A 22,153-nucleotide genomic window follows, 5' to 3' on the forward strand; every position below is an offset into this window, starting at 1 on the left:
TCAATCTCCCAACGCGATGACCTTGAGGCTTTCAATCCCCCGGTCATCCACAATCTTCACCCCGATACAGCGATTCTCCCCCGCCTCAAACGGAAGCGAAACCGTGCCGTGGAACTGCTCCAGCAGGTCTTCGTCCAGTTCGGCGCGGATGTCTTTCTTCAGCTTGCGCCACCCCTCCTTGGCGCCGGCCATGGGGAAGAACACCTGCTTGGGGAACAGGGAACGGTTGTCGTAATCGGTGTCCAGCGCCCACAGGGCGATCTGCTTCTTGCCGCCGGATTTCAGCTCGCCGCTGGCGGTGTCGAAATAGTCGAAGCCGTGCACTTCCACTTCATAGCGGCCGTCCGACAGCTTCCTAACCTCCACATCCGGCTGGCCCATCAGCCAGAAGGATTCGTTGCTGGCGCGGGCTTTTTTCAGGTCTTCCGTGAGCAGATCGGTGTTCATCTGCACCTTGAGGGCGGTGATGCCCTTAATGTTGTCGATGTCCTTGGCCGCCTCCGGATCGAAGGTGAAGGCACAAAACACCAGCATCTTGGGCAGGGGAAACAGCTCGCCCGCCTCGCGCATGGCGATCTCCACCTGGCGCTGCTCCAGCGCCGCATGTTCCGGGCCGAAGCTGACCGCTACGCGATCAAAGCCCCTCTCCCGCAGGCGGGGAGAGCGAAGCGAGGGGGGCGAAGCCGGTTGGGGTGAGGGCGAAGACTCCTCCGCCACCGTACCCACGGCGTGGATGTAACGCGCCCCCGGCAGCGGCTCCAGCTCGGCCAGCTTGAGGATTTGCCCGCCCTTGCCGCGGATGCCGGTTTTCAGCAGTTCGTCGCGCCATAGTCCCTGGCGGGAGGTTTCGCCGGAGCGGGCCACCGCCACGTCGGCAGTGAAATCAAGGCCCCCCTGGGAGAGGGGTGAGGGCTCCAGCGCCAATACCGTAGGAAAGGGAACCGCCTCCACCGTGAAGGGTCCGGTGATGCGCAGCTTGGTTTTGGACACCTGCGGCTGGTCGTACAGGGTTTCCTGGTCGGCGTGGGCGGCGATGGAAGCGTCCATCTGCTTTTGCATGGCCTGGCGAGCGGCGTGGAAGGCATCGAAGTGCGCGCGGGCGGCTTCCGGCCAATCGGCGGGGAAGTCGAAAGGCACCTCCCATTCCTTAACTCCCTCATCCCCAACCGGCTTCGCCCCCCTCGCTTCGCTCTCCCCGCCCACGGGAGAAGGGCTTTTCGGTTCCCCTCTCCCGCAGGCGGGAGAGGGGTTAGGGGTGAGGGCGTCTCTCCCCACAACATGCTCCCAAACAACCTGCAACACCGCTTCCGTCTCGTTCAACACCTGATTGTTCCAGAATCGCAGAACCGTCAGCCCTTGGCTTCGCAAAAACGCCGTACGCTGGTCATCGTAAGTTTTCTGCTCTGCGTGCTGGCCACCGTCGAGTTCAATGACTAACCCCTGCTCGTCGCAATAAAAATCCGCGATGTACTTGCCGATGGGGTGTTGCCGACGGAATTTGGCATTGGCCAGCCGGCGGTTGCGCAGCAACTGCCACATGAGGTTTTCCGCGTCGGTGGCGGCTTTGCGCAAGTCGCGTGCGTGTTGTTTCAGGGCTTCGGGCAGTTTGGCGGGTGGGTGGGGGATGTACTCCCATTCCGTACCCTCACCCCCTACCCCTCTCCCGCCTGCGGGAGAGGGGGGCAAAGCACCCTCATCCCAAACCGGCTTCGTCCCCCTCGCTTCGCTCTCCCCGCCTGCGGGAGAAGGGAGCAAAGTACCCTCATCCCAAACCCTTCTCCCGCCTACGGGAGAAGGGCTTTCACTCCCCTCTCCCGCGGGCGGGAGAGGGGCCGGGGGTGAGGGAGTCTGAAGCGCTGCATTCAACTCCGCCAGCGCCTGTTCGACGGCCGGATGCATCCGCTCGTAAATCTCGTCGATTTCCGGATTGTTGGCGATGGACTTGAGGGTGACGTGGGGCACGGTCTTGTAGATGAAACCGCCCTTCAGGCCCTCGTGGGGGTACTTCAGTTCGTAGTAGTCGTAGCTGGCGGTCAGCAGGCGCTGCTTGGCCAGGGTGACGGCGACGCGGGAGGTGTCGCAGGTGATCCAGCGCCGGCCCCATTTCTCGGCGACGAAAGCCGTGGTGCCGGAACCGCAGGTGGGGTCCAGCAGCAGGTCGCCGGGGTCGGTGGTCATCAAGAGGCAACGGTCGACAATGTTAGCGTTGGTTTGAACAACGTAAACCTTCTTGTCTGAAAACCCGGAAGTAACCGTATCAGTCCAGAGATTGGAGTAGGGAAAAACTGGAAAATCATCTATATAGCGCACATAGCACAGTGTCCTGCCGACCAAATCAAGTCGTCCTGAACGCGCAAGCAACCGCATACCTGATTCACCAGTTTTCCAGTATCCATTTGCTGGCCGAATTTGCTGTCCAAATACCTCAACTGGAAAATCGCCAGGCGGTCGCTGGCTCGTCATATTGTCAAGACGAAATACCCTTGTCCCTTCTGGTGCCTCGGCTAGTGCCTTCTCCACATCTGAAACACGAACACGTTGCCAATCTGGGTATCGCAGTAACGAGTACTGTCCACCTCCTGCGCCACCAATCTCCTTGTCCTGAAATAGCTGACGGTATTTCACATTTTCACTATCCCTGGCATACCAGACAACATAGTCGGATACGCCGGCCAATAGTTCGCTTGTCGCGCTGCTTGTCTTTGCGACAGTAATCAGGCTAATAAAATTGCTCGCACCAAACACCTCATCCATCACCTCCCGCACAAGATGCAAATTCTCATCCGAAATCTGCACAAAACACGAGCCACTTTCCGCTAGCAACTCGCGACTCAATAACAGCCGATCGCGCAAATAGGTCAGGTAGGAATGGATGCCCAGCTCCCAGGTATCGCGGAAGGCTTTGATCATTTCCGGCTCCTGGGTCAAATCCTCGTCCTTGCGGTCCTTGACGTCGCGCTTGTGGGTGAAGGGCTGGAAGTTGGAGCCGTATTTGATGCCGTAGGGCGGGTCGATGTAGATCATCTGCACCCCACCTGCCATGCTCTCCTTTTGCAGCAGCGAGTTCATCACCAGCAGGGAGTCGCCGGCGATGAGGCGGTTGGCCCAGTCGCGCTCGTGCTTGTAGAAGGCTATGGCTTCGCGGAGGGGCAGGTTTTCGAAGGGGGCGGAGAAGAGGTCGGGTTGGAAGGCTTTGGTTAAAACAGAGCCCCTCACCCCTGCCCCTCTCCCGCTTGCGGGAGAGGGGTTGGTTGTGGCTCTCCCGCCTGCGGGAGAGGGGTTCTTAAACCCTTCTCCCGCAGGCGGGGAGAGCGAAGCGAGGGGGGCGAAGCCGGTTTGGGATGAGGGTGCTTTCTTAGCTGCGGCGCGACTCTTGAACCCTTTTTGCACAGCGGCGAGGATGGTCGCCGGGTCGATGCGTTCGTGGACGTGCAGGGAAACGGTGTCCACCTCGAAACTGGTGCGCTCGGCCTTGCCGGTCCAGTTGAGATGGGGCGCCTGCATGCGCTTGAGCTGTTCCAGCGCCCGGCGCATGTGGTCCGGGTCGCCGGATGCGAGGGCGTCGTCGATGAGGTTTTCGATGCCCGCGCGGGCGCTGTCGAACTGGAGCGCCGGATCGATGTGCGGGTCATAGGCCCAGCGGGTCTCTTCCTCCACGCCGTCGCTGGCGGCGTCCACCATGCCCACGTGGGGGTTGTTCCGGCGCTTGTCGCCGTGGCGGTAGCTGAGAACCTGGGTCGTGTCGCCAGGTTTGGGGCGCGTGCCTGGACCGCCTTGTGGCGCGCCGCGCGGAGCGGCCCTGGGCGGCGTAACCTGCACTTGAACGTTCAGCAACGGCTCATCGTCTTCGGGATCCACCGGCACGGCACGCATGACCGAACCGCCCCGTCCGCGTCCGCTCGCCAGCAAACCTTCCGCGATCAGGGCATCGCGCACCCGGCGGTAATCCTCGTCGGAAACCTCGCCGTCCAGCGACTGGGCCAGCCGTTCCAGCAAGGCCTTGTTGCCGATGCTGGCGCCGTTCTCGGGGACGTGGCGAAGAATCAGTTCGCGCAGAGTAGGGTCGATTTCTGTCATGGAGCGGGTCCTTGTTGTCCGGCCGGTGGAGACGAAGCGGTTCCTGAAACCTCGATATAGGGTAACGGAATCTTGGCGACCCGCACCCGCCCTATCGTTCCGCTTGCCGCAGGAGCAGCGAATACGTCAGGATTGCCGCCGTCGCCGAGACGTTCAGAGACTGGATCTGCCCGCCGCCCGGAATGGTGACGATGGTTTCGCAGGCGGCGAGGGTCGGCGGCGGCAGGCCGTTTTCTTCGTTGCCCAGCACCAGCAGAACGGGACGGCGGTCCAGCGGCACGGCTTCCGGGGGAACGCCTCTGGCATGCAGGGCGGTACCGACGACATGGAAATGGGAGCGCAGGTTTTTGAGGGCTTGCGCCACACCGGTGAGGCGGCGGACGTCCAGGAACTCCAGCCCGCCCTCGGCCACCCGGTAGGCCGCGTCGGACAGGCCGGCCTGGGCCGGATGATCCGACAGGAGCAGGTGGCCCAGGCCGAAGAAGGCCAAAGTTCGGGCGATGGCGCCGAGGTTGTGGGGATTGCCCACGCCATCCAGCAGGACCGTGGCGGCGCCCACTTTCGCCCATTGCTTCGCGGTCTCGAGGGCGAGGTCCGGCACCTCGCGCGGCCTGACCGCGGCGACGATGCCGCCGTGCAGCACGGTGCCGGCGACCCGCGCCATTTCCTCCGGCGGCAGCAGGCGGTACGGCCGGCGCAGCCGCGCCAGCTCGGCGCAGAACGGCCCTGCCGCCGTTTTCATCGAGTCGTCGTAGTAAAGCCGCACGACGCGCTCGGGCTCACGCCGGAACACGGCAGCCACGGCGGACAGGCCGGCGATTTTGGTAAGCTTCTCTTCCGCCGCGCCGGCATCTCCCGGCCGCGCCACCCGCACCGCGGCCTCGGCTCCGCGTTTTCCGGGGGCGCCGCCGGCACGGGGCGGCCTGGTTTTCCGCATCATCTGGTCATGTCCCGCATCATCCTCTTCAACAAGCCTTACGACGTCCTCACCCAGTTCACCGACCGCGAACACGGCCGGGCGACGCTGGCCGAATATCTTCCCATTCCCGGTGTCTATCCCGCCGGCCGCCTGGACCGCGATTCCGAGGGGCTGCTCGTCCTCACCGACGACGGCCGGCTCCAGGCCCGGATCGCCGATCCCCGCCACAAGATGGCCAAGACCTATCTGGTCCAGGTCGAGGGACTGCCCGACGAAGCGGCGCTGAACCGGCTGCGGCAGGGGGTGCGGCTGAATGACGGCCTCACCCGGCCGGCCGCGGCGCGCATTATCCCCGAACCGGCCTGGCTGTGGCCGCGCGAACCGCCGGTCCGCTTCCGCGCCGCCATCCCCACCGCCTGGCTGGAACTGGTCATCCGCGAGGGCCGCAACCGCCAGGTGCGGCGCATGACGGCGGCGGTGGGTTTTCCGACCCTTCGCCTGATCCGCTGGGCCATCGGCGCCTGGACGCTGGAAGGCTTGGCGCCGGGGGAATGGCGGGAGCTGCCGTCCCTTGCCGGGAACGGCCTCAGCCGGGGCGCTGGCGTTCGGCGACGAAGCGGATGAAGTCGTCTTTGGGCATCGGCCGGGCGAAGTAGTTGCCCTGGAACCGGTGGCAGCCGTAACGCTCCAGGATCTCGGCCTGGCCCTGGGTTTCCACGCCTTCGGCAATGACGTCGAGCCCCAGATGGCGCGCCATGCTGACGATGGTCTCGACGATGGCCGCGTCGTTGCTGTCCTGTTCCAGGTCGCGGACGAACGCCGAGGCGATCTTGAGGTCGTCCAGCGGCAGGTGTTTCAGATAGGCCAGGGAGGAATACCCCGTTCCGAAATCGTCGATGGAAAAACTCACGCCGAGGTTCTTCAGGCGCCCGATCTGCGCGACGGCGAGGTCGGTGTGGTTCAGCAGCACGCCTTCCGTCAGTTCGAGGCAAAGGTGCGCCGGCGAAACACCGTTCTCCAGGCAGAACTGCTCCAACTGGCTCATCAGGTCGCTGCGCATGAACTGGCGCGGACTGACGTTCACGGAAAGCTTCGGCAGGGTGAGCCCCTGGCCGTGCATCTCGGCGAGGCAGGCGCAGGCCCGCCTCAGAACGATGGCGCCCACCCGCAATATCATGCCGTTCTGCTCACAGACCGGTATGAACCGATCGGGGGAAATCGCTCCGCGTTCGGGGTGGAACCAGCGGATCAGGGCTTCGGCACCCACCACCCGTCCGTCGCCGAGCATCTGCGGCTGGTAATAGACCTCGAACTCGTCGTTGGCCAGCGCCTTCCGCAACGCCTTTTCCAGCTCCAGCCCGCCGCGGACGACGGCCTCCATGGCGCTCTCGTAGAAACGGATGCCGTCGCGCCCCTCGTTCTTGGCCACGTACATGGCCGTATCGGCCCGCTTGATAACGTCGTCCGCGGTGTCCGCGCCGTCGGGAAACAGCGCGATGCCGATGCTCACGGAAACATGGTGCACGTAATCGTCGAGCTGAAACGGCGCCGAGAGCAGCTCGCGCACCCGCCGCGCCTGGACGATCGCCTGGCCGGCCGCGACCGAGGCGCTGGGCTTGACCGGCGCGAGCAGAACGACGAATTCGTCTCCCCCCAGGCGGGCCGCCGCTTCCTCGTCCTCCATGCAGTTTCTCAGGCGCTCGGCCACCTGGACCAGCAGCCGGTCGCCCATGTGGTGCCCGAGGGAATCGTTCAGGGTCTTGAAATAGTCCAGGTCCATGAACAGCAGCGCACCGTAGGTCCCGGCGCGGCGCGCCGCCTTCATCTGCTGCGCGAGCCGCTCGAAGACCAGGCTCCGGTTCGGCAGGCCGGTGAGGGAGTCGTAATAGGCGAGCTGGCGGATTTTTTCTTCCGTGCGCTTGAGTTCGGAGATGTCCGAGGAAATCGCGACATAGTGCGTGAGTTCCCCCGTAGCCGACCGGACCGCAGTGATCGTTTTGCGCTCGGGATAGACCTCGCCGTTTCTGCGCCGGTTCCAGATCTCGCCCTGCCAGCGCCCCGTCCGCTCGAGGCTCCGCCAGACTTCCCGGTAGAATCCGGCTCCATGCAGGCCGGACTTGAACATCCGGGGAGTCCTGCCGACGACGTCTTCCTGCCGGTAGCCCGTGATCCGGCTGAACGCCTCATTGACCCTCAGGATCCTGCCGTCGGCGGCGGTGATCATGATGGCTTCGTCGGTCTCGAAGGTCGTCGCCGCCAGCCGCAACTCGGCCTCGACCGCCTCGCGCTGGGTGATGTCGTCCACCAGCGAGGCCACGCCGATCACCGTGCCGTCCGGCGTCGTCAGCGGGGTGTTGTACCATTCGCAACGTATCGTGCGGCCATCCGCCGTCAGGTTGGCGGTGACGCTCCGGTTTCCGGACCCTCCCGATACCTCCCGCCACGTCTCATGCACCCGCTCCATCACGTCCTGCGGAAACAGTATGCCGGCGGAACGGCCTATCATCCGGTCCGCGCCGTAGCCGAAAATTCTTTCCGCCGCCGGATTCCAGCGGCTGACGATGAAATCCAGGTCCCACTCGATCACCGCCAGCGGCAGGTGCTCGACGTGAAGGCGCAGCCTTTCCTCGGATTGCCGCAGCGCCTGCCCGGCTTCCCACCGTTCGGTGACGTCCTGCAGCGTCCCTTGCAGCACCGGCCCCGAATCTCCCCGCCGTCCCAGGAGTTCGGCCTTGAAGTTCACATGCCGGACCGCGCCGTCCGCCCAATTCACCCGCAGCGCCCGTTCCACCCCGAGCGCATCGTCGCGCCCTCCGCGCAGCGCGGCCTCGACGGCCTCATGGTCTTCCGGCGCGAACATGGCCGCAAACTCATGGAATCGGCGGGGAGTCTCCCGGTCGGGGGGGAGCCCGAAAATCCTGCAGGTCTCTTCCGACCACGTCATGTGATCCGTCGCAGGGTCGTACACCCAGCTTCCCACCCGGGCGAGGCGCTGAGCCTCCGCCAGCCGGCGCCGCTCGGCCTTGGCGATCCGCGAAGACAGCCACAGACGCTGGCGGCTCACCTCGAAGCCGAGCGTGCCCATGGCGATCAGCAGCGCGATGGCGATGGCGACCACGCGGTAGGCCGCGACCCGCTCCCGCCTCACCGCGCCATCGATGTCCAGACCCAAGGCGGCAAGGACTTCCGCGGTGTCCGTGTCCCGCACCGCGGCGAACGCGGAAACCGTGTCCTTGCCGCCCTCGCCGGACAGACCGACCACCAGCGACCGGCCGCTGGCGAACAAGCCGGCCAGGGCCTCCGCGTGTTCGGCATACGGCCGCCGGCTCTCGGCAGCGGCCCCTTCGACTCCGCTCAGGGCAAGCCCTGCGTCGACCGTGCTGGAACCGATGGCGCGCATCGCCCTGCCCTCGTCCGGAAGAAGCAGATAAAGACCCCTGAGTTTGGGATCCGCGGCATCGATGCGCCAGAGCTGGCTGATGAGCCGATGCTCCTCCCTTTCCCGGGTCTCCGCGCTCCCCGTGCGGACGTGACGAATCCGCTCCGGGTTGATCGACGCCGCCACGGTTTCGGCCTGGATCGACAGCTCGCGCCGGACGCCCCTGTCGGCGGCATGCCCGAAAAACTCCGTCAGTACGAACGCCGCCCCCAGCACGACCGACGAGATCAGGACGAGCCTGAGGCCGAATCCCATCCCGGAGCTGAGTTCTTCAGCGGGAACCGGAAGTTCACCCGAGCGGCGGTAATGGAGCCAGATTCCCGAGCTCATGGACAGCACGCAGATGCCGCGCAGCAACGGAATGACCAGCGCGGCCGCGGACTGCGGCGCCGTGCCGGCGCCGTCCGGCGTGAGCGGAAGCGTTCCGGGCACGGCGATTCCCAGGCTCGCGGCATAGACAGCCATCGCAAAGGCCGCCGCACCGAGTGCGAAGTCGTACCGCCTCGGCGTCGTTCGTGCCGCAAGGCCAAGCGCCCCGGCAGCGGCCAGTGCGCCGGTGAACCCAAAGGCATAACGCACGGCGCCGTTCAGCCCTTCGGCTACGCTCAGGGCAAGCCCGCCGGCTGCGCTCGGGGCGGGGCCGTCGGCATGCCATCCTCCAGCGGCGACGAGCAGGACCGCCAGGACCGGATAAACCCACCGCGCGGGCAGCCGGACACGCTGGCTGGCCAGACCCTGGATGCCGAAATTGAGCAGACAGAGAAAGGAAATCGCCAAAACCGCCAACCGTGCCCCGCTGAATACCGGATGGTCCCCCAGCGAGATGGCGAACAGATCCAGCCATTCGTTGGCGCCGTGAGCGACGCCGAACATCCCCAGCCACAGCCAAGGCAGGCGCTGGCGGGCTCTGTCGTGGATCGCCGCGCAGACGGCCTCCAGCAGAACGAATGACAGGCCGTAGAGGAAATAGATCAGATCCGGCTGTCCGTATGGCAGGCCCATGCCCATCAAATCCCGTCGCTACCTGGAAAATGCCGGCATCAACGCACCGACGCCCTGAACCGCTCCATCCGCCCGGACATGACCGCCCTCAGGCGTTCCCGCCCTATCGCATGCTTGAGGCCGGCCCCGACGCCGGCGACCTGGTCCGTCGAGGTACAGTGGCTGTAAAACACCAGACTTCCCTCCCGGTAGGGCAGGATGCCGAGCACCATCTGGCTGGAATTGAAGGAATGGCCGACATAGAAATCGCGCACCGCGACGACGGCGCCGCCGCCCGTTCGCTGGATCATCTGGTGAACCAGGATGACGGTGGGCCGCCCCTCCACCTTGCGCTCGACCCATTGCAGCGTGCTGGCCGTGTCTGAAGACGATTGCGACGGAAATTTCAGCAAAGCCTCCTGCAATTCGGGCGCGTACAGCCGCAACGGCACGCTTTGCTCCGTGAATGTCCTCAATTCCGCGGCCACGTCCACGGTGTTGCCGCCGGAGCGGGCGTACGGCGCGATGGCGTCCGGACCGTTTTTGCGGTAGCTGTCCAGCCGCTGCCACAAAACCTCGCGATACCGGCGCGACAGCAGGCGCAGCCTCTCCGCCTCGGACACGCGCGCCAAAGTCCGGCCCAGCGCACGAAATCCCTCGATTTCCGCCGCCGAGAAATTGAATTCCGAGCCGGGTTCGACTTCGCTCAAGGCTTCCGCTTCGTCGATGTCGGAGGCTCCGAATTCGAATTTCTCCAGCGCCTCCGGGCCACTGGCCGGGAGGAAGGTGCCGGCGGCGATCACCTCGGGATCACCCACCAGAAGCGCCCCGTTCCGTACCGCTGCAATCAGCCGCTCGGGCGGCGCCTCGACGTACATGGCCAAACCGGCGGCCAGGGTCTTGTCGGTCGGCTCGCGGACGTCGTAGGAAATGATTTCGCCCTGATCGAGGCCGGAAACGTCGGCGATGCCCAGCGTCGCGGTGGCCGGCAGGGGAACCCCGGCAGCGGCCGCAGCGGCGGCGAACACCGGCAGGACGAACAGCATGAATGCCGGCAACCGTCTGAGCAAATTGGATTTCCGAAAAACCGGCATCGTTCGATCCTCGTTTCCGCCGCCCCGCATCCGTCCGCCGCTTGTCCGCAACGCGCCCCGGCGCTCGGCCACACCGCCGGCGCAGAGGCCGCGCTCGCGAATGGTATCCTTAAAATAGAAGAACAAAATGAAAGCGCGCCACAATCATGTACAAGCGTTCAAAGCTCCGGAAGCTGCTCCGCGACCACGTTTTCGTCATCCTGGGTTGGTTGATATGGCTCATCCTGCTGCTCAGCGGCCACAAGTTCGGGCCAAGTGATAGCCTGACGGCGCTGGCCGCAGGCTCGGCGCTGACATTCTGCACCATGCTGGGGTGCGTCTTCGCGGTAGTCCGGCACGCCGACGAACTGGCCGAACTGCTGGACGAACCCTATGGCACCCTGGTCCTGACCCTGTCGGCCACCGCCATCGAGGTCAGCCTGATGCTGATGGTCATGGCCGGCGGCGGTCAAAATCCCGCGATGCTGCGCGACACCATCTTCGCCACCCTGATGGTCGTACTCAACGGCATGGTCGGCGTGTCCCTGGTCAGCGGCGGCTGGGTCAACGTCGAACAGTCGTTCAACCTGCGCGGCGCCCTGTCGTTCCTGCACCTCATCGCCCCGCTCTCGCTGCTGCTGCTGGTGCTGGTGCTCCCGAACTATACCAGCAGCACCGACGGGCCGACCCTGGCCCCCGTCCAGGAAGCGTTCCTGGGGCTGTTGTGCCTGCTGGTGTACGGCGTGTTCCTGGTCATCCAGACCGGCAGGCACCGGTCCTATTTCGCCAACATGAGCGCCGTCCTCGACGATGAACCGGAGGAAAACGGCAACGCCGCCCCGGCACCTTCCCGCCGCCGCGGCGCCATCGTGCGCGCCTCGCTGAACCTGCTGGCCGCGCTGCTGCCCGTCGTCCTCCTCGCGGAACACCTCGGATCGGTCATCGACTTCGCGATCGAAGAATCCCACACCCCTCCCGCGCTCGGCGGGCTCGTGGTCGCGGCACTGGTGCTGCTCCCGGAAGGCGTCGGCGCGCAGCGGGCGGCGGCGCTGAATCTGATGCAGCGGGCGGTCAACATCTGCCTGGGGTCCGCACTCGCCACCATCGGCCTGACCGTGCCGACGATCCTGGTGGCCGCCAGCCTGCAACAGCATTCCCTGACCCTCGGCCTGAACGGCGCCGAGGAAACCCTGCTGTACGCCACCCTGCTGGTCTCGGTGATGACGTTCGTCAGCGGATCCGCCAACGTCCTGCAAGGCATGGTTCACCTGATGCTGTTCGTCGCCTACCTGTTTTTCGTGTTCGTCCCCTGAACGAAGGCCGGCAGGCCGCAAAAGCCGTCAACCCAACCGTTGTACAATCGGCCGCGCCCGAGGCCGGGGGATGCGGCACCAAACAGGGGCAGACAAAAACCTCACCGGCACTATATAATTGGCGAATTTTTTTCCAACCCCAGAAGTATCGACATGACTGATTTATCGCGTTACCGAAACATAGGCATCTTCGCTCACGTCGACGCGGGCAAGACCACCACCACCGAGCGGATTTTGAAGCTCACCGGCAAGATCCACAAGATCGGCGAGGTGCACGATGGCGCCGCGACGACTGACTTCATGGAGCAGGAGCAGGAACGCGGTATCACCATTCAGTCCGCGGCGACCACCTGTTTCTGGAAGGATCACCGCTTCAACATCATCGACACCCCCGGACACGTCGACTTCACCATCGAAGTCTACCGCTCGCTCAAGGTCCTCGACGGCGGCATCGGCGTGTTCTGCGGTTCCGGCGGCGTCGAACCGCAGTCGGAAACCAACTGGCGCTACGCCAACGACTCCGAAGTCTCACGCATCATCTACGTCAACAAGCTGGACCGGATCGGCGCCGACTTCTACCGCGTGGTCAAGCAGATCAAGGACGTTTTGGGGGCCTACCCGCTGGTCATGACCCTGCCGATCGGCCGCGAGGAAAGCTTCGTCGGCGTAGTCGACCTGCTGACCCGCAAGGCCTGGATCTGGGACAACTCCGGCGACCCGATGAACTATGAGATCAAGGACGTTCCCGCCGACATGGCCGACGAAGTCGAAAAATGGCGCGCGGACCTGGTGGAAAAGGTCGTCGAGCAGGACGACGAAGTCATGGAAAAGTACCTCGAGGGCGAAGAGCCGGACATCGACACCCTCAAGCGCCTGATCCGCAAGGGCACCATCAACCTGGACTTCTTCCCCACCTACTGCGGCTCCTCGTTCAAGAACAAGGGCGTGCAACTGGTGCTGGACGCCGTGGTCGACTACCTGCCCGATCCGACCGAAGTCAAGCCGCAGCCCGAGGTCGACCTGGAAGGCCATGAGACCGGCGAATTCGCCATCGTCGATCCGGACCGTCCCCTGCGCGCGCTGGCGTTCAAGATCATGGACGACCGTTACGGCGCCCTGACCTTCCTGCGCCTGTACTCGGGCCGCCTGGAAAAAGGCACTACCGTGCTGAACACCGCGACCGGGAAGACCGAGCGCATCGGTCGCATCGTCGAAATGCACGCCAACGCCCGTAACGAACTGGACTCCGCGCAGGCCGGCGACATCGTGGCCGTGCTGGGCATGAAGAACGTGCAGACCGGCCACACCCTGTGCGATCCGGACAAGCCGGCCACCCTGGAGCCGATGGTGTTCCCGGACCCCGTCATCTCCATCGCGGTATCGCCCAAGGACAAGGCGGGCAACGAGAAGATGGGCGTCGCCCTGGGCAAGATGGTGCAGGAGGACCCGTCCTTCCACGTGGAAACCGACCAGGAATCCGGCGAAACCATCCTCAAGGGCATGGGCGAACTCCACCTCGACATCAAGGTGGACATCCTGAAGCGCACCCACGGGGTGGAAGTGAACGTCGGCAAGCCGCAGGTGGCCTACCGTGAAACCATCACCCGGCGCGTCGAGGACGAATACGTCCACAAGAAGCAGACCGGCGGTTCCGGCCAGTACGCCAAGATCAACTACATCATCGAACCCGCAGAACCGGGCACCGGCTTCCAGTTCGAATCCACCGTCACCGGCGGTAACGTCCCGCGCGAATTCTGGCCGGCGGTCGAAAAAGGCTTCAAAGGCATGCTCGGCAAAGGCGTCCTGGCGGGCTACCCGTGCGTCGACTTCAAGGTCAACCTGACCGACGGCGGCTTCCACGCGGTGGACTCCTCGGCGATCGCCTTCGAAATCGCGGCCCAGGCGGCCTTCCGCCAGTCCGTGCCGAAGGCGGCGCCGCAGTTGCTGGAACCGATCATGAAGGTGGACGTGTTCACGCCGGACGCCCATGTCGGCGACGTGATCGGCGACCTGAACCGCCGCCGCGGCATGATCAAGTCCCAGGAAGCCGGCGTGACCGGCGTGCGCATCAAGGCCGAGGTACCGCTGTCCGAAATGTTCGGCTACATCGGCGACCTGCGCACCATGACGTCCGGCCGCGGCCAGTTCTCCATGGAGTTCTCGCACTACATGCCGTGCCCGAAGAACGTCGCGGACGAAGTCATCAAGGAAGCCCAGGAGCGTGCGGCCAAGAAATAACGGCCAGCCGCACTTCCTCGTTTCACCGCGAAAGGCGGCCCCGGGGCCGCCTTTCGCGGCCCTTTCCGGGATTCCCCGGTGCAGTTTGCTCCCGCGGCTCTCCGGCCAGAGTCATCCCTATCCTTCCGATCACGGCCGTTGTAACTTAATGGCGGCACTGGCTTGCCCACAAATAATTCGAGGGGGATTTCATGAGCAAAAAGAGCATGGCCGACTGGTGGAAAGAGAAGCGGGCGACCGAGGAAAGGAAAAAGGCCGGACAGGCCGACTTCGAGGACGTCGAAGCGCTGTATGACCGGCTTGGCCGGGAACCGGCGGTGGATACCTCGCTCGAGGTGATCCGCAAGGAAATGGCCGCGGTCTACCGCGACATGCGCGCGGGCCGGATCGACTGCAATAACGGCACCCGCCTGGCCTATGTGCTCGACATGCTGCGTAAGACGCATGAATCCAACGTCGTGAAAAACCGGCTGGGCGCCCTGGAAAAGGCCATGGGCGTGAAATCCGACACCGGTCCGGAATGGCTGGGACTGCCGTTCGGCAATTCCGACTGAAGGCACGGCAAGCGCGAGCCGCCGCAACTCCTCCGCCCACTGACGCGACCGGGCGGCGACGCTCTCTCCAACACCAACTCTTCAAGAACCTGCCACCATGTGCGGTATAGCCGGCCTGTTCGACACCCGCGCGCCCATCGACGGAACACGACTCGAAAACGCGGTAGCCAGGCTGGCCCACCGCGGCCCCGACGACCGGGGCGTGTTCCTCGACGGACGTTTCGGCATGGGACACACCCGCCTTTCGATCATCGACCTGGCGGGCGGCCACCAGCCGCTGTTTTCCGAAGACCGCAAACTGGCGCTGATCGCCAACGGCGAAATCTACAATTTCGTCGAGCTGCGCGCCGAGCTGGAAGCCTTGGGAGCCCGCTTCCAGACCCATTCGGATTCGGAGGTGATCCTCCATGCCTACCTCGCCTTCGGGGACGATTTTCTCGATCGCATCCAGGGCATGTTCGCCTTCGCGCTGTACGACGCCGCCGAAGGGCGGCTGATCCTGGCCCGTGACCGGCTGGGGATCAAGCCGCTGTTCCTGGCGCAGAGCCCCAGCGGCATCGCCTTCGCCTCCGAGCTGAAGGCCCTGCTGCCGCTGCTCGACCGCCCGCCCGCGATCGACCCGGAAGGGCTGGCCCAGTATTTCCAGAACCAGTTCTCCACCGGCGCCACGACGGTCCTGCGAGGCGTGGAACGGGTGCTGCCCGGCGAGGCCGTGGTCGTCGAAGCCGGCAGGGTGGCCCGCCGCTTCCGCTACTGGTCGCCCTTGAGCGTACGCACCGAAAATCTTGCCTTCGACGAAGCGGCGGCGCGCTTCGATGCGCTGATCGAACGGGTGATGGTCGAGCACATGCGCTCGGACGTGCCGTTCGGGCTGTTTTTGTCCGGCGGCGTCGACTCCTCCCTGCTGCTCGCCCTGCTGAGCCGTTACTCCGACCAGCCCATCCGCACCTTTTCCGTCGGTTTTCCCGGCACCTCGCTGACCGACGAGCTGCCGCTGGCCGAAGACCTGGCCAAGCGTTTCGACAGCCGCCACCGCGAGATCCGGCCCGATCCGAAAGACATCTTCCACAGCCTGCCGCTGACCGTGTGGGCGGCGGACGATCTGATGCGCGACAACGCCAACCTGCCGACCTCGCTGCTGGCCCAAGCCGCGAGCGAAGAACTGAAAGTGGTGTTCTCGGGTGAGGGCGGCGACGAGGTGTTCGCTGGCTACGGCCGCTACCGGTCATCGCCCATCGAACGGCTGTTCAAGGGGCTGCTGGCGCCAGGCTCCGGCGGTTTCCGCACCCGCGGCAGTTTCCGCGGACACTGGCCGAAGACGCTGTTCGGCCCCGCGCTGCTGGCCGCCTCGCAACAGGCCCGGCGCCCGGTGCTGGAGTCCTGGCGGGAGACGCCGCGCCAATGGAGCGATCTGCAGCGGATGCAGTACGTCGACTTCCGCCACGCGCTGCCCGACAACCTGCTGGTCAAGGCCGACCGCATGCTGATGGCTTGGGGCGTGGAGGGACGGGTGCCGTTCCTGGACCACCGCATCGTCGAATTCGGCCTGGGCCTGCCCGACCGGCTCAAGGTCGAGGGACGCCAGGGCAAGCTGTTCCTCAAACGCTGGGGCGAGCGGCTGGTGCCGGCGGAACATCTTTATGCCAAGAAACGGGGATTCCATGTCCCCATCGGCGAATGGCTGGACGAGCCTTTCCTCAAACGGCTGGCTCAAATCCTGCCGGAGCACCCCGCACTCGCCCCTTGGCTCAAGCCCGGCGGCATCCGCACGCTGATCGCCGGCTGCCGCGACGAGCGCCAGGGCAGCACCATGCTCTGGGCCGTGATTCAGTTCGCGATCTGGCACCGGCTGTTCATTTCCGGAAACGGGGAGCGGCCGGAGGCGCTGACCGATCCCTTGGACATCCTGCAGAGCTGAACCCATGACCACGCCCCCTCGCCTTGCCATCTTCGCCTCCTTCTCCGGCCAAGGCGGTGTGGAAAAAATGGTCGCGAACCTGGCCGCGGGATTTCTCGACGCCGGTATCGCCGTGGACCTGGTGCTGGCGCGCGCCCAGGGGGAGCACCTGGATTCGATCCCGGCCGGCGTGCGCATCGTCAAGCTGAACGTCGGCCACACCTTCACCGCCCTGCCGGGTCTGGGCCGATACCTCCGCGAGGAAAAACCGGACGCCATCCTCGCCGCCAAGGACCGTGCCATCCGGGTCGCCCTGCTCGCCCGCCGGCTGGCCGGCTCGAATGCCCGGCTGGTGGGACGGCTGGGCACGACGGTCTCGGCCGCCCTCAGGGGAAAAGGCCGGTTGCGTGAACTTACCTGGTATGCCGGCATGCGGCTGTTTTATCCGCACATGGACGCGATCGTCGCCGTCTCCCAAGGAGTGAAAGACGACATCCTCGCCATCACCGGACTGCCCTCCGAGCGGGTCAGGGTCATCCGCAATCCCGTCGTCACGCCCGAACTGGAACGGCAGGCGGCCCTTCCCTGCAACCATCCCTGGCTGAACGACCCGGCCGTCCCCGCGATCGTCGGCATGGGCCGGCTGACGCAGCAGAAGGGGTTCCCCGATCTCATCGCCGCATTCGCCCGGCTCCGCCGGGACCGCCTTTGCCGGCTCGTCATCGCCGGCGAGGGGGGAGACCGGGAAATGCTGGAACGGCTGGCGGAAGAGCTCGGCGTGAGCGAGGACGTGAGCTTCACCGGCTTCCTGCCGAACCCGCATGCCCTGATCGCGCGCTGCAGCCTGTTCGTGCTGTCCTCGCTGTGGGAGGGCTCGCCCAATGCCCTCACCGAAGCGATGGCGCTGGGCCGGCCGGTGGTCTCGACCGACTGCCCCAGCGGCCCGGCGGAATTGCTGGAAGGCGGCAAATATGGGCCGCTGGTGCCGGTCGGCGATGTCGAAGCGCTGGCCGCGGCCATGGCGCATGCGCTGGATCACCCCCTGCCGCCGCAGACGCTGCGGCAGGCCGTGTCCGAATACACGCGGGCCATCAGCGCCAGAAATTACCTCGAGGCGTTAGGGATCGAGCCCTGAGCAGGCCGCGAGGCCTCGTTCCAGATCGGGATAGCGCAGCCTCGGATGAAGTTCACGCAGCATCCGGCCGTTGTCGAGCCGCTTGGACTCTTCCAGGAACGACAGCATGGCCGGGCTCAGGACTCGCCGCGCGTCCGCCATCGAAATCGCGGGCGGCCGCGGCAGGCCAAAATGGTCGGCGACCCGATAGAAATAATCGGTCATGGTGGTGGGACGGCCGTCGCTGACGTTGTAGACGCCTTCGGCTGCAGGCCGTCTGCCCGCGGCGAAACAGACCTCGGCCAGATCGTCAGCATGGATGCGGTTGGAATAGGGGCTCTCCTCCTCGCATACGACCGGGACGCCCGCGCGTATGCGCTCCAGCGGCAAACGTCCCGGCCCGTAGATGCCCGGCACCCGCAGGATCACCGCAGTGACGCCGTGCCGGCGGCTCGAGGCCGTAAGCGCCTCCTCCGCCGCCCAGCGACGGCGAGAGCGGCCGGTTTGAGGATGGGGGGGCCGATCCTCGCTCACCCAGTCCCCGCCGCAGTCGCCGTATACGCCGCTGGTGCTGATGTAGACTACCTTCCCGGGCAGGCGCGTTGCCGGCAAGGCTTCGAGCAAAGCCGCCAGCCGCGGATCGTCCACGGCCGAAGCAGGCGGCGGGGCGAGATAATACAGGGTGGTCCAACCGCCCTTCAGCCCGGCCAGGGAATCGGGCTTGTCCAGATCGCCGCCGACTGCGGCAATGCCTTGTCCCGCCAGCCGTGCCGCCGTTTCCGCCGAACGCGCCAAACCGTAAACTCCGTGCCCCTCGGCCAGTTCCAGCCGGGCCACCCGGCTGCCGATGTCGCCGCAGCCGACGATCAGGACCGTTCGCGTCAAGGCCTTCAGATCTTGAGCACGGTGTCGCGGTAATACCGCAGTTCCGCGATGGACTCGCGGATGTCGTCCAGCGCCAGATGGGTGCTCTGCTTCTGCAGGCCTTCCTTCAGCGCCGGTGCCCAGCGCTCGGCCAGGATCTTCAGCGTCGACACGTCGAGGTTGCGGTAGTGGAAATAGGCCTCCAGCCTGGGCATGCAGCGGGCGAGGAAGCGGCGGTCCTGGCAGATACTGTTGCCGCAGATGGGGGACTCGTTCGGCGGCACCCATTCGCCGACGAAACCGAGCGTCAGCCGCTCGGCCTCGGCTTCGTCGACCGTGCTGCGCCGCACCCGTTCGATCAGCCCGGATTCGCCGTGCTGCTTGCGGTTCCAGTCGTCCATGCGATCCAGCACCGATTCCGGCTGGTGGATCGCCAGGACCGGGCCTTCGGCGAGCACGTTGAGCTGGCTGTCGGTGATGATGGTGGCGATTTCGATGATGGCGTCGTTCTGGGTGTCCAGCCCGGTCATCTCCAGATCGATCCAGATGAGGTTTTGTGCGTCCTGAGCCATGCCGGTCCTTCAAAATGCCTGGGGGTCCAAACAAACTTGTCAGGGATTTTATCAAAGGCTACCCTCTAGCGCCGTTTTCCCAAATCCATACCCATAACCGCGCATGAATACCTTCACCACCCTGTTCCTGGCGGCGCTGGCCGTCTCCTCCGGCATCGAATACTGGCTGGCCCGGCGCCAGGCCAGCCACGTGCGGCTGCACCGCGACCGTGTGCCGGAAGCGTTCCGGGACAGCGTGTCGTTGGAGGACCACCGGAAGGCGGCGGACTATACCCTGGCCAAGGGCCGTCTGGGCGACGTGGGGCGGATCGTCGGTATCGCGATCCTGCTGGGATTCACCCTGGGCGGCGGGATCGACGCCATCGCCGCGATCTGGAACGGTTTCGGGCTTGCGCCGATCGCCACCGGCGTCGGTATCGTGCTGACGACGCTGCTGGCATCCCAGTTGCTTGAGCTGCCGCTCAACCTCTACCAGACCTTCCGGATCGAGGAGCGCTTCGGCTTCAACCGTACGACGCCGCGCCAGTTCGTCATCGACTTGGGGCTGCAAACGGCTCTCTCCATCGTCATCGGCGCCCCGCTGCTGGCCTCGATCCTCTGGGTGATGGACAGCACAGGCGCACAGTGGTGGATCATCGCCTGGGCCATCCTGATGACGTTTTCGATCCTGATGAGCTGGGCCTTCCCGACCCTCATCGCCCCCTTGTTCAACAAATTCACCCCGCTCGCGGACCTGACGCTCAGGGCGCGCATCGAGGCCCTGCTCGAGCGCTGCGGCTTCCACGCACAAGGCATCTTCGTCATGGACGGCTCCAAGCGCTCCGGCCATGGCAACGCCTACTTCACTGGGCTGGGCAACAACAAGCGCATCGTGTTCTTCGACACCCTGGTCGACTCGCTCAACCACGACGAGATCGAAGCCGTGCTGGCCCACGAACTCGGCCATTTCAAGCGCCGCCATGTGCTGAAGATGCTGGCCGGCACGTCGCTGGTGACGCTGGCCGGCTTCGGCCTGCTCGGCTGGCTGAGCGGCGAGGACTGGTTCTACCAAGGCCTCGGCGTCAGCGAGCAATCCCATGCCGTCGCTTTGCTGCTGTTCATGCTGGTGTCGCCGGTGTTCTCGGTCTTCCTGCAGCCGCTCATGGCCTATGTGCAGCGCCGCTACGAATTCGAGGCCGACGATTTCGCCGCCAGCCAGACCCGCGCCCGCTACCTGGTGCATGCCCTGGTCAAGCTGTACCGGGAGAACGCCAGCACCCTCACGCCGGACCCGCTGTACGCCGCTTTCCACTACAGCCATCCGCCCGCCGCGATACGCATCGACCATCTGGCCGCGAAAATCTAGCGGCGGCCCTTGCCGTCATGGAGGAGGTCCGGAAAGGACGGGTGGTCTGCCATCTCGGCAAAGGGCTGGCGGTGGAGGACGAAGCCGGCCGTATCGTCCTGTGCCACACGCGGCGGCGGCTGGGCGATGCCGCCGTCGGCGACCATGTGAGGTGGGAACCCTGCGAGGGCGATCAGGGCCGGGTGCTGGAAATATTGCCGCGCCGTTCGAGCCTGGTGAGGCCCGCATACGGCGGGCGCGTGCGCATCGTTGCGGCCAATCTGGACCGGGTCTTCGTGGTCCTGGCGCCGGAACCCGAGCCGGACTGGCTGCTCGCGGACCAGATCCTGGCGGTCTGCGAATGCCGGCATATCGCGGCTGCCCTCATTCTCAACAAGAACGACCTCGCGGGCGCGTCCACCCTGGATGGCGCCTTGCGCGATTACGAATCCGCCGGCTACGAGGTGTTCCGCATCAGCACCCGGACCGGGGAGGGACTGGACGCCCTGAAATCCGTCCTCCATTCGGGCTGCGGCATGCTGAGCGGCCAATCCGGCGTGGGCAAATCCTCGCTGACCAACGCCCTGCTGCCGGAGCGGAATTTGCGGGTCGGCGAACTCTCCGCCCACAGCGGCCTGGGCCGCCATACCACCACCTCGGCGACGCTCTACCATTTGCCCGAGGGGGGAGAACTGATCGACAGTCCGGGCGTCGCCGTGTTCGGCCTGGCCGAGATGGCGCCTACGGAGCTCGCGCAGGCTTACCGCGATTTCCGGCCCTATCTCGGAAAATGCCGTTTCAACGACTGCCGCCATGTCAAGGACAAGGGATGTGCGGTGCGCGAAGCCGTTGAAGCCGGAACGCTCTCATCGGCCCGCTACGAACGCTACCTCAAGCTGCTGGATCGGCTCGGTTCGGCCGTGGAGTTCAGCGGCGGCTGAGACTCATGGCCGGGAATAAAGGACATTGCAGGCGGTCTGGATCTGCTGGGCAGCGAAAGCGCTAGACACGTCTTCCCCGTATTTCAGGATGCATTCGGTCGGCGTCCCTTCCAGCGGCTCTTCCACGGAAAGATCGTCGGGAAAATCGGCCAGGCAGATTTTCATGATTTCCCGGGCCACCTGGTCGTTTTTCACGTCCTCCATGCCGTAGAGGATGCATTCCCAATAGTTCGATGGCCCGGTGAGCCCAGCCGCGGCCAACGCCGGACTGAGCAACAGCAATGAAAGCGGTGGTCGGATTCTGGACAACACGGGCGGACGTTCCGTCATCATGAAGAGCGGCAACAATGATAACATTCGGAACCGAGCGGGAACGCGGCGGGTGACCGCCGGACATCCCCGACGCATTTCGATTTCAATACCGGACCCTTTCCATGACGCAGCCGACGGCAGAACTCGTTTCCATCGTCCACGACAAGGTTCCCAACCGGATTCGCTTCCGGGTGCCGCTCATCAGGTACCGGCAGACCTACGCCGAAATCCTCAAGCAGTCGATCCTCAGGGACGCGGCTGGAAAGGGCATTTACCACGCCGAGCCCAACATCACGACCGGGACTCTGCTCGTCAAGTATCATCCGGCCATCCACACCGAAGCCTATGTGGTGGAGCTGGTACGGGCGACCGTCGAAAACCTCTCGACGGGAAGCATAGAAATCTCGGCCAAGCACAAGAATCCCCGCATCGGCAAGATGAGACCGGGGGCATTCTTCACCCGGGAACTGGTCGTGAGCATCGTCGGCAACGTGGTGGCCGGCCTCATTCTCGCCTTCGTCGCCACCCGTTGACG

At 65.0% G+C, this 22,153-nt stretch carries 16 protein-coding genes; 9 read left to right on the forward strand and 7 right to left on the reverse strand.

Annotation, left to right across the window (positions count from 1 at the left end; translation table 11 throughout):
* The gene (locus ABZN20_RS09410) at nt 1-4,077 is read right to left on the reverse strand and encodes a DUF559 domain-containing protein (RefSeq protein ID WP_367027460.1); all 4,077 of its coding nucleotides are present in this window, start codon (nt 4,075-4,077) and stop codon (nt 1-3) included.
* Nucleotides 4,078-4,168: 91 nt separating this feature from the next.
* Nucleotides 4,169-5,017 carry a TrmH family RNA methyltransferase gene (locus tag ABZN20_RS09415; RefSeq protein WP_367027461.1) on the reverse strand — a complete coding sequence of 283 codons (849 nt, stop codon included), beginning with the start codon at nt 5,015-5,017 and terminating at the stop codon, nt 4,169-4,171.
* A gap of 6 nt (nt 5,018-5,023) precedes the next feature.
* Between ABZN20_RS09415 and ABZN20_RS09420 the strand changes: the two genes are divergently transcribed.
* Nucleotides 5,024-5,620 (forward strand): rRNA large subunit pseudouridine synthase E, encoded by a 597-nt coding sequence (locus tag ABZN20_RS09420; protein ID WP_367027462.1) that lies wholly within the window; start codon nt 5,024-5,026, stop codon nt 5,618-5,620.
* On the opposite strand, the gene ABZN20_RS09425 is transcribed toward ABZN20_RS09420, so the two are convergent.
* Nucleotides 5,583-9,437, reverse strand: a complete 3,855-nt coding sequence (locus ABZN20_RS09425) for a sensor domain-containing protein (protein ID WP_367027463.1) — start codon at nt 9,435-9,437, stop codon at nt 5,583-5,585. The genes ABZN20_RS09420 and ABZN20_RS09425 overlap by 38 nt on opposite strands.
* Before the next feature lie 38 nt (nt 9,438-9,475).
* A complete protein-coding gene (locus tag ABZN20_RS09430; RefSeq protein WP_367027464.1) occupies nt 9,476-10,486 on the reverse strand; it encodes a hypothetical protein in 1,011 nt (336 codons plus the stop codon).
* 170 nt (nt 10,487-10,656) lie between these two features.
* Here ABZN20_RS09430 and ABZN20_RS09435 point away from each other — a divergent pair, with 170 nt between their 5' ends.
* The 5 genes from ABZN20_RS09435 (at nt 10,657) to ABZN20_RS09455 (ending at nt 17,626) form a co-directional block, all read left to right on the forward strand.
* Nucleotides 10,657-11,802, forward strand: a complete 1,146-nt coding sequence (locus ABZN20_RS09435; RefSeq protein ID WP_367027465.1) for a calcium:proton antiporter — start codon at nt 10,657-10,659, stop codon at nt 11,800-11,802.
* A 153-nt stretch (nt 11,803-11,955) separates the two neighbouring features.
* Complete coding sequence (gene fusA, locus ABZN20_RS09440; protein WP_218807642.1) at nt 11,956-14,040, forward strand: elongation factor G; 2,085 nt, start codon at nt 11,956-11,958, stop codon at nt 14,038-14,040.
* 191 nt (nt 14,041-14,231) lie between these two features.
* A complete protein-coding gene (locus tag ABZN20_RS09445) occupies nt 14,232-14,594 on the forward strand; it encodes a hypothetical protein (protein WP_367027466.1) in 363 nt (120 codons plus the stop codon).
* Nucleotides 14,595-14,691: 97 nt separating this feature from the next.
* Entirely contained in the window at nt 14,692-16,512 is a 1,821-nt protein-coding gene (gene asnB, locus ABZN20_RS09450) for an asparagine synthase (glutamine-hydrolyzing) (RefSeq protein ID WP_367027467.1), read from the forward strand.
* A gap of 4 nt (nt 16,513-16,516) precedes the next feature.
* Nucleotides 16,517-17,626, forward strand: a complete 1,110-nt coding sequence (locus tag ABZN20_RS09455) for a glycosyltransferase (protein ID WP_367027468.1) — start codon at nt 16,517-16,519, stop codon at nt 17,624-17,626.
* Here the strand turns inward: ABZN20_RS09455 and ABZN20_RS09460 are convergent.
* Complete coding sequence (locus ABZN20_RS09460) at nt 17,609-18,490, reverse strand: SDR family oxidoreductase (RefSeq protein WP_367027469.1); 882 nt, start codon at nt 18,488-18,490, stop codon at nt 17,609-17,611. The genes ABZN20_RS09455 and ABZN20_RS09460 overlap by 18 nt on opposite strands.
* A gap of 5 nt (nt 18,491-18,495) precedes the next feature.
* On the reverse strand, nt 18,496-19,041 hold the full coding sequence (gene orn / locus ABZN20_RS09465; protein WP_367027470.1) for an oligoribonuclease: 546 nt from the start codon (nt 19,039-19,041) through the stop codon (nt 18,496-18,498).
* Nucleotides 19,042-19,144: 103 nt separating this feature from the next.
* Here orn and ABZN20_RS09470 point away from each other — a divergent pair, with 103 nt between their 5' ends.
* Nucleotides 19,145-20,386 carry a M48 family metallopeptidase gene (locus ABZN20_RS09470; RefSeq protein ID WP_367027471.1) on the forward strand — a complete coding sequence of 414 codons (1,242 nt, stop codon included), beginning with the start codon at nt 19,145-19,147 and terminating at the stop codon, nt 20,384-20,386.
* A 17-nt stretch (nt 20,387-20,403) separates the two neighbouring features.
* Nucleotides 20,404-21,306, forward strand: coding sequence for a ribosome small subunit-dependent GTPase A (gene rsgA, locus ABZN20_RS09475; RefSeq protein WP_367027472.1), 903 nt, complete (start codon nt 20,404-20,406; stop codon nt 21,304-21,306).
* A 3-nt stretch (nt 21,307-21,309) separates the two neighbouring features.
* Here the strand turns inward: rsgA and ABZN20_RS09480 are convergent, their stop codons facing one another.
* A complete protein-coding gene (locus tag ABZN20_RS09480) occupies nt 21,310-21,618 on the reverse strand; it encodes a hypothetical protein (RefSeq protein WP_367027473.1) in 309 nt (102 codons plus the stop codon).
* Between the two features lie 122 nt (nt 21,619-21,740).
* Here ABZN20_RS09480 and ABZN20_RS09485 point away from each other — a divergent pair, with 122 nt between their 5' ends.
* Nucleotides 21,741-22,151: a hypothetical protein gene (locus tag ABZN20_RS09485; RefSeq protein ID WP_218807651.1), complete on the forward strand. Its 411-nt coding sequence runs from the start codon at nt 21,741-21,743 to the stop codon at nt 22,149-22,151.
* The last annotated feature ends 2 nt before the right edge of the window (nt 22,152-22,153 follow it).

This window comes from Methylococcus sp. ANG (assembly GCF_040730495.1).
Classification (GTDB): Bacteria; Pseudomonadota; Gammaproteobacteria; order Methylococcales; family Methylococcaceae; genus Methylococcus.